Origin of the sequence: Pedobacter chinensis (assembly GCF_003339865.1) — a bacterium.
GTDB classification, from domain to species: domain Bacteria; phylum Bacteroidota; class Bacteroidia; order Sphingobacteriales; family Sphingobacteriaceae; genus Pedobacter; species Pedobacter chinensis.
On the sequence record NZ_QPKV01000004.1, the window covers coordinates 574,130 to 586,654 of the forward strand.

13 protein-coding genes are annotated in these 12,525 nt (G+C 36.3%); 3 read left to right on the forward strand and 10 right to left on the reverse strand.

What is annotated here, in order from left to right; genetic code table 11:
• The first annotated feature begins 8 nt into the window (after positions 1 to 8).
• Positions 9 to 1,967, forward strand: a complete 1,959-nt coding sequence (gyrB, locus tag DU508_RS12875) for a DNA topoisomerase (ATP-hydrolyzing) subunit B (protein WP_115403196.1) — start codon at positions 9 to 11, stop codon at positions 1,965 to 1,967.
• A gap of 97 nt (positions 1,968 to 2,064) precedes the next feature.
• On the opposite strand, the gene DU508_RS12880 is transcribed toward gyrB, so the two are convergent.
• Positions 2,065 to 2,508, reverse strand: a complete 444-nt coding sequence (locus tag DU508_RS12880) for a hypothetical protein (protein WP_115403197.1) — start codon at positions 2,506 to 2,508, stop codon at positions 2,065 to 2,067.
• Positions 2,509 to 2,558: 50 nt separating this feature from the next.
• On the reverse strand, positions 2,559 to 3,359 hold the full coding sequence (locus DU508_RS12885) for a tRNA pseudouridine synthase A (RefSeq protein ID WP_115403198.1): 801 nt from the start codon (positions 3,357 to 3,359) through the stop codon (positions 2,559 to 2,561).
• Positions 3,360 to 3,434: 75 nt separating this feature from the next.
• Here DU508_RS12885 and DU508_RS12890 point away from each other — a divergent pair, with 75 nt between their 5' ends.
• A complete protein-coding gene (locus tag DU508_RS12890) occupies positions 3,435 to 3,815 on the forward strand; it encodes a YchJ family protein (protein ID WP_233509508.1) in 381 nt (126 codons plus the stop codon).
• Here DU508_RS12890 and DU508_RS12895 read toward each other — a convergent pair.
• The 6 genes from DU508_RS12895 to mnmD form a co-directional block, all read right to left on the reverse strand.
• Complete coding sequence (locus tag DU508_RS12895; protein ID WP_115403199.1) at positions 3,812 to 4,213, reverse strand: hypothetical protein; 402 nt, start codon at positions 4,211 to 4,213, stop codon at positions 3,812 to 3,814. The two genes, DU508_RS12890 and DU508_RS12895, sit on opposite strands and share 4 nt — an antisense overlap.
• Positions 4,214 to 4,216: 3 nt before the next feature.
• Positions 4,217 to 5,023: a nucleoside triphosphate pyrophosphohydrolase gene (mazG, locus tag DU508_RS12900; RefSeq protein ID WP_115403200.1), complete on the reverse strand. Its 807-nt coding sequence runs from the start codon at positions 5,021 to 5,023 to the stop codon at positions 4,217 to 4,219.
• A gap of 95 nt (positions 5,024 to 5,118) precedes the next feature.
• Positions 5,119 to 5,568, reverse strand: a complete 450-nt coding sequence (locus tag DU508_RS12905; RefSeq protein WP_115403201.1) for a DoxX family protein — start codon at positions 5,566 to 5,568, stop codon at positions 5,119 to 5,121.
• Positions 5,569 to 5,587: 19 nt separating this feature from the next.
• Positions 5,588 to 6,697, reverse strand: coding sequence for an AI-2E family transporter (locus DU508_RS12910; protein WP_115403202.1), 1,110 nt, complete (start codon positions 6,695 to 6,697; stop codon positions 5,588 to 5,590).
• Between the two features lie 78 nt (positions 6,698 to 6,775).
• Positions 6,776 to 7,723 carry an aldo/keto reductase gene (locus DU508_RS12915; RefSeq protein WP_115403203.1) on the reverse strand — a complete coding sequence of 316 codons (948 nt, stop codon included), beginning with the start codon at positions 7,721 to 7,723 and terminating at the stop codon, positions 6,776 to 6,778.
• Positions 7,724 to 7,888: 165 nt separating this feature from the next.
• A complete protein-coding gene (gene mnmD / locus DU508_RS12920) occupies positions 7,889 to 8,557 on the reverse strand; it encodes a tRNA (5-methylaminomethyl-2-thiouridine)(34)-methyltransferase MnmD (RefSeq protein ID WP_115403204.1) in 669 nt (222 codons plus the stop codon).
• A 303-nt stretch (positions 8,558 to 8,860) separates the two neighbouring features.
• Between mnmD and DU508_RS12925 the strand changes: the two genes are divergently transcribed.
• Positions 8,861 to 9,199 (forward strand): MmcQ/YjbR family DNA-binding protein, encoded by a 339-nt coding sequence (locus DU508_RS12925; RefSeq protein WP_115403205.1) that lies wholly within the window; start codon positions 8,861 to 8,863, stop codon positions 9,197 to 9,199.
• Between the two features lie 55 nt (positions 9,200 to 9,254).
• Here DU508_RS12925 and DU508_RS12930 read toward each other — a convergent pair whose 3' ends face one another.
• Positions 9,255 to 10,031, reverse strand: coding sequence for a DUF2625 family protein (locus tag DU508_RS12930; protein ID WP_115403206.1), 777 nt, complete (start codon positions 10,029 to 10,031; stop codon positions 9,255 to 9,257).
• A 220-nt stretch (positions 10,032 to 10,251) separates the two neighbouring features.
• Positions 10,252 to 12,288 carry a M13 family metallopeptidase gene (locus tag DU508_RS12935; RefSeq protein WP_115403207.1) on the reverse strand — a complete coding sequence of 679 codons (2,037 nt, stop codon included), beginning with the start codon at positions 12,286 to 12,288 and terminating at the stop codon, positions 10,252 to 10,254.
• Positions 12,289 to 12,525 lie beyond the last annotated feature (237 nt).

The following is a 12,525-nucleotide window of genomic DNA, read 5'->3' on the forward strand; positions in this document are numbered from 1 at the left end:
ATTAAAATATGAGCGAAGAACAGGATTTAAAGTCAAATTATTCGGCAGATAATATACAGGTTTTAGAAGGTTTAGAAGCGGTGCGTAAGCGCCCTTCAATGTATATAGGTGATACGGGTGTAAAAGGTTTACACCACTTGGTTTACGAGGTTGTAGATAACTCCATAGATGAGGCTTTAGCAGGTCACGCTGATACAATCGACGTTAGAATTTTAGAAGGAAACTCGATTAGGGTAGAAGATAACGGTCGTGGTATTCCGACCGGGATTAATAAAAAAGAAAATAAATCGGCGCTTGAAATCGTAATGACGGTTCTGCACGCCGGTGGTAAATTCGATAAAGATACCTATAAGGTTTCTGGTGGTTTACACGGGGTTGGGGTAAGTTGTGTTAACGCATTATCTACTCATTTAAAAGCTGAGGTGCATCGTGAAGGTAAAATATGGATACAGGAATACAATATCGGTAAACCTTTGTACGATGTTAAAGAAGTTGGCGAAACTGATAAACGTGGTACGATTGTAACTTTTAGTCCTGATGCGACAATTTTTACACAAACAACTGAATACAAATACGATACTTTAGCTGGTCGTTTACGCGAATTGGCTTTCCTGAATAAAGGGATTACTTTAACATTGACTGATGAGCGTGAAACCTTAGAAGATGGTTCATTCTTATCAGAAGTGTTCCACTCTGAAGGAGGTTTAAGAGAGTTTGTTAAGTTTTTAGATGGAACAAGAGCATCTTTCCTGCCTGAGCCAGTTTATATTGAAGGCATCAAAAATGGTATTCCTGTTGAGTTGGCTTTCCAGTATAACGACAGTTATTCGGAAAACGTTCACTCATACGTAAACAACATTAACACCCATGAAGGTGGTACACACATAGCTGGTTTCCGTAGAGGTTTAACACGTACTTTAAAAGCTTATGCTGATAAATCAGGCTTGTTGAAAAATCTTAAAATGGAAATCACTGGTGATGACTTTAGAGAAGGTTTAACAGCAGTTGTTTCGGTAAAAGTACAGGAGCCGCAATTTGAGGGACAAACAAAAACCAAACTGGGTAACAGTGAGGTAATGGGTGCTGTTGATGTAGCAGTAGGAGAAGCTTTAGGTATTTACCTCGAGGAAAATCCAAGAGAAGCTAAGATGATCATCAACAAGGTAATCTTAGCGGCCACGGCTCGTGCTGCGGCTCGTAAAGCCCGCGAAATGGTTCAACGTAAGAGTGTAATGGGTGGTTCTGGTTTGCCAGGTAAACTTGCCGATTGTTCTGACAGCGATCCTGAAAGATGTGAAATTTACTTAGTAGAGGGTGACTCGGCGGGTGGTACCGCTAAACAAGGTCGCGATAGAAATATTCAAGCTATTTTACCTTTAAAAGGTAAGATTCTGAATGTGGAAAAGGCGATGGAGCACAAAATCTACGAGAATGATGAGATTAAAAATATGTTCACGGCTATTGGTGTGAGCATTGGTACGCCAGAAGATGATAAGGCCTTGAACTTAACTAAATTGCGTTATCACAAAATCGTAATCATGACGGATGCTGATATCGACGGTTCGCACATTACCACTTTGATTTTAACATTTTTCTACCGTTACATGAGGGCATTAATCGAGGCTGGTTATGTTTATATTGCATCGCCACCGCTTTACCAGGTTAAAAAAGGTAAAGAATTTGAATATTGCTGGAATGATGTACAACGCGATGCTGCTGTACAACGTTTGAAAGGTGCCGGTAAAGAAGATAGTGTGCATATTCAACGTTATAAAGGTTTAGGTGAAATGAACGCTGAACAACTTTGGGATACTACTTTAAATCCTGCCACACGTACTTTATTGCAAGCTACCATTGAAAGTGCTGCGGAGTGCGATCACACTTTCTCTATGTTGATGGGAGATGAAGTTGCCCCACGCAGAGAGTTTATCGAACGCAATGCAAAATATGCTAAGATTGATGCTTAATCCCTAAATCCCCTAACGGGGACTTGAAAATACGAAAACCTCTTCTAGTTTAGACTTGAAGAGGTTTTTTGTTGAGAATCATTTTAGGTGGCAAATTTCAGTTGTCTCTTTGGAGGGTATATTGATAACTATTGCTTGTATATAATGATTGTGAAGCTTTGGGGTCTAAATCTGGTTCAAACCTTTTGGTTAATGTTAAATTATCTCCATTTATTTCTATGGTATATTCGCCAGATAGAATTAAATTCCAGTCAAAGTCAGCGGTCCAGAAATTTTTATCGACAAAACTGGCAATATTTCCATTTATAGAATAAGTTCCAGAGCCTCCGATTGGTTTTCTGGTGAGATCGGGGACGATGTTAAATTTACCATTTTCAAAAGATATAAAAATGAGGTAGGTTTTTGGTGTAGATACATCAGGAACGTTAACTTTAAATATGCCAGAATAATTTCCATTACTGATTATTGCATCTTTAGATGGTTTTTTGCAACCAGCAGTAAATGTGAATAGCATAATCAGGATAAGCAAATGATTTTTCATTTTGTTTAGATTTTAAACATAAAACGAAAATCTTGTAAAAAATGCTACAACTAAACCGAAATCCAATCCGTTCCTTGCGTTGCAGTAAGGAATTCCGTTCTGGGTTCGAGATTTAAATAAGGATAGGTAACTTTAGAAAGATACAATCCTGTTGGGTGTGCAGGATTCAATGTGTTTGGGGTTTCCAAACTGATGAGGAGATTTTCAAATTCATTCACACTTAAATTACCTTTACCAACCTTGATGATTTTCCCCATCAAAATCCTGATCATTTTGCTTAAAAAGCGATTACTGGCAATGTGAAAACGAATTCTATCGCCTTTGGAGTTAACCAATAAATCAGCCTCCATCACATTGCAAATTGTATGTTCATATTTATTGGGCTGAGTACAAAAAGCACGATAGTCTTTATATTTTGGCAATAGATTTACAGCCTTTTTCATATTGACCAGATTGAGATTAGGTTCTAAATAAAACGAACTCTGGTTGGCTAAAAAAGGATCTTTGTAAGTGTGAATAAAATAATCATATTGACGTTGAACCGCATCAAAACGAGCATGCGGTAATCCCTCCATTTTAATCATATCGAAAACTGCTATATTTTGAGGTAAGGCTTTGTTTAATCTATACAGAAGATCAAAATTAAAATCTTGTTCAATATCTGCATGGAAGAAAAACTGGCTGGCATGTACGTAAGCATCAGTTCGCCCACAACCAATAATGGGAATTTGCAATTTAAAAATTTGTAAAAGTGCTTTTTCAATTACTTCTTGTACGCTTATTGCACCGGGTTGCTTTTGCCATCCGTTATAATGTTGCCCCTGGTAGGCGATGTGGAAGAAATATCTCATGTTTTTCAAGTACAATTTTACGGAAATTTTAACATCAGGAATATTAAATCATAATTTTGCTTTTTAAATAAAGAAATGAATACGATCAATTGCCCCTGCGGAAGCGGTTTATTATACTTAAATTGTTGTCAGCCATACCATCTAAATATAAAAACTGCGCCAACTGCTGAAGCGCTGATGCGTTCGAGATTTTCGGCTTTTGTAGTGGCTGATGCAGATTACCTTTATGAAACCACTCATTTAAGCAAGCGAAAGGGCAATTCGAAAGATGCTTATTTGAAAAGTGCTAAAAATACCAAATGGGTTAAACTGGAAATTGTTTCCGCTGGTTACGATGTGGTAGAGTTTAAGGCTTTTTATCTGAATCAGAAATTCCAGGTTGAGGTTTTGCATGAAAAATCTAATTTCAGGTTCGAAAATGGCAAATGGTATTATGTTGATGGGAAGTTCTACTAAAAATCTATATCTAAAGTGATTTCTATTTTACCAGAATTGGTTTTGTAAACATCTAATGCAACTAAATCTAATGATAATATATCGACCGATTCTATTCTGGAGATTTCTAAAAACTTCTCTCTGATTTCGATTAACAGCAATTTTCTAGAAAACCCGATGGATGAGAACAGATGAAAAGATGTTGCATTGGTTAACGGATAATCTATGGAAACGGTAATCTCATGTTCAGAAATTACGATTTCGTCGGCATCAATGAGGTTTAAAATTTCTTCGTTTGCTTTGCCAATATTTACCCATGGAACAATGCCGGCATCAATTGCTTGCGCTGCCCTAACATTGAAAGTGATAATGTTTATTAGGTTTTTAGGTTGTTGATTGTAATTGTTTTCTGAATCCATGTTCTACAATTTCTTAGCCTCGTTCCAGTAAATATCCATTTCTGCCAGTGTCATTTCAGCCAAAGCCCTACCATTTTCTTTAGCTTTATTCTCTAAATACTGGAAACGTTTAATGAATTTTTTATTGGTTTTTTCCAGCGCATTTTCAGGATTAATATTGATGAAACGAGCATAATTAATCAGTGAAAAAAGAACATCCCCAAACTCAGATTCGGCTTTCTCAATATCAATAGTAGTGTTATCACTCACATTAAACTCAGTTTTAAATTCCTGTAACTCTTCCTCAACCTTTTCCCAAACCTGATTTTTATCTTCCCAATCAAAACCCACTCCTCTGGCTTTTTCCTGTATTCTGGATGCTTTAACCAAAGCAGGCAAGGAGGATGGAACACCAGCTAAAACCGATTTATTTCCCTCTTTTAATTTTATCTGCTCCCAGTTTCGTTTTACATCTTCCTCATTTTGTACTTCAGTATCTCCGTAAATATGTGGATGGCGGTTAACCAGTTTATCGCAAACGCCGTTTAAAACATCAACAATGTCAAAATCATTTGTTTCTGATGCAATTCTTGCATAGAAAACAAGGTGCATCATCACATCGCCCAATTCTTTTTTAATTTCTTTTAAATCGCCTTCTAAAATGGCATCGCTTAACTCATAAGTTTCTTCAATAGTTAAATGGCGCAACGTTTCCATGGTTTGTTTTTTATCCCAGGGACATTGTGTGCGTAAGGTATCTAAAACCGTTAATAAACGAGTAAAAGCATCAGCAGGATTGTTGGCACTCACTGGAATCGGATTGTTTGGCATGGATGGTCAATTTTAAAAATAAGTCACAAAGATCTTAATTTAGATTTTTTGCTGTTGGTCGTTTTATGTTTTTCTCTTTTTTGCAGTGAAGCTGCTTATCGGATGCTAAAATACCAAACCCACGCTATTAAAAAAAATTGAAAGGGAACCCTGAACCACAAATATTTTAGTCCTGGGCCTGGTTTGTGAAGATCTTCATAATTAATGCGATGTTTTGCGGCATAAATATTTGCGGGCAAGATGGCAATAAAGAAAACAATTAAAGTTATACCAGTATAATAACGGGTATGTTCAACGCCCAACCCAATCGCAAAGAGAATTTCTAATATCCCTGTTAATAATATAATCTCAACTTTTTTAGGAATAAAAAGCGGAACCATCGCCGCCATAGAGGTTTTAAATTTAAAGTGGCCAATGGCTGTAAAAAGCAGCATTACGCTCATGGCTATGTTTCCAGCAAAAATATGACTTTTATCTGCATCGGTGTATTTGTTAAAGGCAACCAGCAAAACAAAAGTTATTAATAACACAAATAAGGGTTTCATGATTTGGATGAAGTATATGCTAATCTTTTTCCTCTAATTTAATCTTTTTTGTAATGTGGTAAACCCGTTTCTTTTTCAGGGGTTTATGTTCTTCGCCCATTAAAATGCCCCAGGGCTTAAGATAATCAATCCGATCGAAAATGATTTTCAGCATAGCCAGATAAGGAATACATAAAAACATGCCCGATATGCCCCAAATCATTTCGCCAACTACTATACCAATAAATGCGAATAAAGCATTGATTTTTACTTTCGAACCGACCACCAAAGGCATTAAAATATTTCCGTCTACAGCATGTACAGCAACAAATGCTATCAATACCAAAAGCACTTTGCCCGCTCCAGCCGTAGCGAAAGTAATTAAACAGCTGATTAATAGGGCAAAGAATATCCCTAAATAGGGAACAACATTAAATATACCCGCTACCAAGCCTAATAAAACAGCATATTTAACACCAAGTAAACTGAGCACCGTGATCATTAAAACGGTAACGATAAACATCTGCAAAAACAGGCCAATAATGTATTTTTTAATAATGTATTGAATCTGACTAACAATTTCAGTTACTTTTTCTTTATGTTCTTCTTTAAAAACTGAAGTTAAAAAGGTAAATAAGATTCTTCTATAATTTAAAATAAAGAACGTAAATAATAGTGTGAAACCCAGAAATAAAAGGGTAGAAGATAAGGTTGCAAGGGTGGTAGCTACAATGGCTGCACTAGTGGCTAAGGCTTTTTCTGTACTGTCGTTCAGGTAAGCCAATTGTTTTTCTGTATTCACGTGAAAGGTTTTCGAAATCCAGTGCTGTAATTCGTGATAAGACACATCCGCTTTCTCTTTCAATAGGGGCCAGTCTGCCCATAGTGCACTCAACTGGTTTCCGAAGAAATATATAATGCCACCAATTACCGAAATCATGAGTATCACTGAAACAATGGTAGATAAGCTTCTTTTAAATTTTAATCGTCGCTCTAAAAAATTAGCAACGGGCAATAATAAAATTCCCATTAAAAAAGAAAAGAGCAGAGGAGCCAATAGCGATTGCCCTAAAATGGCAATGTAGGTTAAGCTAATTAAACAGAAAAGTACAAGTGCCAGCTTAGGGAGGAAAGTAAGTTTTTCTTTCATGGTATTTAAATCTGTTTAATAGAAAATGCCCGAGTAATTGTTATATTAATCGGGCATTTAAATATAGCAGATTATTTTCTAATAGATGCTCGCTTTATCTAAAAGTGAAATATCTTCTGGTGTTAATTTCAAATGAGCTGCATCGGTAAATGATTTCAACTGGCTTAAATCGGTAACACTAGCGATTGGGGCCGTAATTGATGGATGATAAATTAACCAGGCCAATGCCACTGACGCCTGCTCAACGCCATACTTGTCGGCAACACTATCAAGTGCATCTAAAATCCTGAAACCACGTTCATTTAAATATTTTTTAACTCCGCCTCCACGTTGACTTTTATTTAGATCATCTTCGCTACGGTATTTTCCTGTTAAAAACCCGCTGGCCAGCGAATAATAGGTCACTACGCCCAAACCATAATCCAGGCAAATTTTCTCATACTCTTGTTCGAATTGTTCGCGGTCATAAAGATTATAACCAGGCTGATACACTTCATAACGAGGCAAATTGTGTTCGTTAGCGAAGACCAATGATTCTTTTAGTCTATCAGCAGAAAAATTTGAAGCACCAATCCAGCGTATTTTCCCCGCTTTAATTAAGGTTTCATAGGCATTTAATGTTTCTTCAACCGGAGTATTCTCGTCATCGTAATGAGAAAAATATAAATCGATATAATCAGTTTGTAAACGGGAAAGTGAATGTTCAACTTCGTTAATGATATAATCTTTTCTCAGCGATTTTCCTTGCCCCATGTCAGAACCAACTTTAGTTGCAATAATAACCTCCTGACGCTTGTTATTCTTTTTCAGCCAGTTGCCAATGATCGTTTCCGATTCGCCTCCTTTATTTCCGGGAACCCAACGCGAATAAACATCAGCAGTGTCAATAAAATTGAAACCACTTTCTACAAACTGATTTAATATTTCAAATGATTTTTGTTCATCAATTGTCCAACCAAAAACATTTCCTCCAAATACAATGGGCGCAATATTTAAGTCTGTTTTTCCTAAGATTCTTTTCTCCATGATATGAATGTTAATGTTATTCAAACAAAAATGTACTGCTGAGGTTTTTACGGGCAGTCTAAATTGTGTCAAAATTTTCTTGTGAATTTGCAGTCATGCCTATGAATGTAAAAGGTGGCAGTTAAAATCATTTGGAAGTCTTTGTAAAAAACTGGCTTTTACCATTTAACCCTTTGCTTTAACTGCCCTCAACATCTCTCTTTTTCCTGGCGCGCCTGGCAACTTTTCGATAACAAATCCATTTGCTTTTAAAGCACGTTTTAGTTTTCCTGTAATGGCGTAGGTAACAAAAATTCCTTCAGGGCTTAAAAAATTGCAGGCATGCGCAATCATTTCATCGCTCCACATTTCAGGTTGATGTTGAACAGAAAAAGCATCATAATAAATAATATCGAATCTTTCTTCTGTATCGAAATCAATTAAAGTAGTATGCGGAATTTCGAGTTTGCAAAAAGGGGATAAAGTTTGTTTCGATTTTAAAGCATTTTCATAGTTTTTTGTGAAATCATTCCAAATTTCTGATGAAACATAAGCTGAATAACCTGTTTGATTAATCACGTCTGTAGTTAATGGGAAAGCTTCAATACTGGTATAATTTAATTTGATATTGTTCGCAACACAATATTCAAAACTCAGAATAAAATTTAATCCTGTTCCAAAACCAACTTCCAATACTGATATTTCAGATTTCCCAGCTGTTGCAAATTTTAATCCCGCATCAATAAAAACATGTTTACTTTCCTGTAATGCGCCGTGTTTGCTATGATAATGTTCTCCAATGGTTTCATTATAAAGTGTATTGGAGCCATCAGCAGTTTGGGTAATAATATTCATAAACCAAGGTTAAAGGATTTTCACGATAAAGGTGCAAAGATAAGCCAAGATTATAGGATTAAAGGATTTTCACGATAAAGGTGCGAAGATAGATATAGGATTAATAAGATTGTTGGATTTCCAGGATAAAGCAAACATAAACCAGAATCTGTGAGATCATATTTCAGTATCATTTTAAGCGATCATCTTTTGTAGATATAATAATTAAGGGCTTTACGGCCGTAACGTTAGTCTTTTATCTTGTTCTTTAGTCTTTCAGTTATTACCTTTGGTTCTTCAGCTTTAACATTTCGGCTCATTATTATGGATATTGAATCATTCAGAGAATATTGTTTAAGCCTGCCGGGAACAACGGAGGGCATGAAATGGGATCACTTATGTTTTATGATAGAAGAAAAAATCTATGTAATCATCGCCATTGATGAAGGAAGCAGTTTCTCAATAAAATGTAACCCCGATGATTTTGACGCACTAACAGCAAGAGATGGGATTGCACAAGCATATCACATGGCAAAGCGCCAGTGGATTCAGATTGCTAGCCTTGATGTTTTAAATGATAAAGAATTAAAAAGCAGAGTGGCAGATTCAAGGGCAATGGTTTTAGCTAAATTACCAAAGAAAATCCAGGCGAAGTATGCTTAGGTTTGCCGCAAATCAGATTATTTATAATAAAGTGGTTCTTAACCAGTGACGACTGCTATTGTTTAGGCTTTTCCTTTTTTGCCTCGGCAGCAACACTTAACTCTTTTGATTTCATGATATTGAACTTGTACATTTCTTCAATTCCTACAAGCTTTCTACTACATTTTTCGATATTGGTTCCCTCCTCCCATAAATAGGGGCGGAAGCTATAAGTTTTGGTGCCATCTAAACCAGCGATAAACTGATTCCATGTACTCCAGCGTAGGCCTTTGTAAAATTTGGAAAGGTCGCTATCAAAACAAAAAATTAAAAATTCCCCGTAACCTGCTCCGAGTGGTTGCCATGTTAAACTATTTGGCTCCAGGTAGTAAACATTTTTGATATCTTCTCCCAAACCGCCATAATTTATAGCAAAAAAACCTCCGACAGCATCATCGGCAATTAAAAGATAGGGGACTTTATCTCCATAATTTTCAATGGTTTTGCCCTTGTTCCAACCAGCAACATTTCTATTCAATTTTTCACTTCCGGAGCCTAAAATTCTAATCCATCCGTTATCAACCATAATTCCGCCAGTATTATAAATTACTGAACCAAGTGTTGCATAAGTAGAAACCTGTGCATTAAATAAAGTTTCTTTAGCTTTTGCAGAATCAACAGGTAAAATTTCAACCTTGTTTTTTGCAGAATCAATCCATTTTTTAACTAAAGGCCAGGCAGGATCTGTTTTATTAATTAACGTATCAAGGCTTATTAATTTGTTTTGCGCAACACCGGCAAAGGATGTTAGCGTTAAACTTAAAATTAGGAATAATCTGATTATGCGTTTCATGAAAAAGAAGCTTATGTTTTTCAAAGATAGAATGATAATTAAGAATTTTTAAATTAACGATTTTATTTTTGATAACCTCTCGGATTGCTTGTTCAAAAATAAAGCGCCCCTAAAAATCGGGGCGCTTATATAATTGGTATGGTACTCCTCCAGAGATAAAAAATGTGGTTTTAAGTGAAAAGCCTTTCCTCTTCAATTTTTAAAACCATCTATCTTAAAATTACCACATTCTAATCCTGTCTTCAGGTTTTTTGTATAATTTATCACCAGGTTTTACATCAAATGCATCGTACCAGGCATCCATGTTTACTGGTGCACCAATTGTACGGTACGGACCAGGAGAATGTGGATCTGTTTTAATTAACTGAGCAGCACTTTCTGGTAAAATGTTACCCCTCCAAACCTGTGCCCAGGCCAGGAAGAAACGTTGATCTGGTGTAAAACCGTCAATTTTCTCGTTACTTTGGCCTTGTTTTGTCATTTTGAAAGCTGTATAAGCTGCATTTAAACCACCAAGGTCGCCAATGTTTTCGCCCATGGTTAGCTTTCCTATTACATGGATAGTATCCAACACGGTATAAGCATCAAATTGTTCGCCTAAGGCTTTAGTCTTTTCCTCAAATTTTTTGCGATCTTCAGCTGTCCACCAGTTTTTTAAGTTACCAGATGCATCATACTGACTACCGCTGTCATCAAAACCATGGCTCATTTCGTGACCAATAACGGCACCTATACCGCCATAATTTACAGCATCATCAGCATTTGGATCAAAGAAAGGGAATTGCAGAATTCCTGCAGGGAAAGTGATTTCGTTCATGGTAGGGCTGTAAGATGCATTAACCGTTGGCGGTGTCATGCCAAAACGATTGCGATCCACAGGTTTTCCTAATCTATTGATATTTTCATTGTATCCCCAAACACTGGCGTTACGCAGATTTTGGAAATAAGTATTTCTGTTAATATCTAAACCAGTATATGTTTCCCATTTGGTGGTATAACCCACTTTTGGTTTAAAGGCCGCCAGTTTTTCCAATGCTTTTTTCTTGGTTTCATCACTCATCCATTCCAAACCTTTAATTCTGATTTCAAATGCTTTACGCAGGTTCATGATCATTGTATCCATACGCGCTTTTGCTTCAGGTTTGAAGTATTTTGCCACATATAATTGACCCAATAATTCTCCAATTGTACCATCAGTTAATGATGACATGCGTTGCCAGCGAGGAGTTTGAACTTTTTGACCTGTTTGTGCTTGTGTAAAAGCGAAACTTGCTTTAACAAATGGCGAACTCAAGCTAGATGCCGAATTTTTTAAAATATTCCATTCTAAATAAGTTTTCCAATCTGCAACAGGAATTGATTTTAGCATGCCATCTAAACTCGTCATAAATTTCGGCGAAGAAACTAAAACAGTATCCTGATTATTAATTTTAAACTTTGGTAAGTAGGTTGTCCAGTCAATTCCTGGTGTTTTGCCATTGAGTTCTGCAACGGTAAGTTTGTTATAAGTTGCATAAGGATCACGCATTTCCAAACGGCTCATTTGCGCCTCGGCAAATTGTTTTTCTATTTTGAAAACTGTTGCAGCCTTTTGTTTTGCTTCTTCGGCACTACTTCCGGTTAAAGAAAAAAGTGTGGTCATGTAGGTGTTATAAGCCTCACGAATTTTCACACTACGCGTATCATCTTTTAAATAATAATCACGATCTGGTAAAGTTGTGCCACCCTGGCCAATGTTTACCATGTACTTATTAACGTTTTTACGATCCTGGCCTACGCCCACGCCAAACATACCGCTCCCTAAGCCATTTACCCGCATATATGCAACATGATCTAAAACACCTTGAATGTTTTTGATTTGTTTAATCTTTTCTAAGTCTGCTTTAATAGGAGTATAGCCTAATTTTTCGATAGTCACAGTATCCATTGCAGCGGCAAAAAAATCGCCAACTCTACGTTTTACGGAGCCCGCAGGTGCAGATTTATCAGCGGCAGCATCTTCAACAAGGAATTTTACCGCATTAATGTTAAAATCGCGTAGTTCATTAAATGAACCCCAACGTGTTTCTTTTGCAGGAACAGGATTGTTTTTTACCCAGGTACCACTTGCGTAGGTGTAAAAATCATCTCCTGGCTTAACAGATAAATCCATGTTAGCAGGATCGATGAATTTTTTTGTGGTTTGCGCATTTGCAGAAAAGCCAGCAGCGACTATACCCAGTGCCGCAAAATATCTTTTCAAATTTTGGTATTTCATTCGCTTATATAAGTTAGTTTTTACAGCGAAATTTATGAAATACTAATTAATATTGAAACAATATATTAGAAATATTACTTGTTGAACCAGTAGTAGATTTTTGCCAGGCCTAATCGTCTGATAAATTCTGCAGGTGAAAATAGGGTTTTGATAGATTTCATAATTTTTAAATCTTTATACACTATTAACATTTTTTAACATTATTTATTGTGTGGTTGTAAAAATTTTTACTATTAA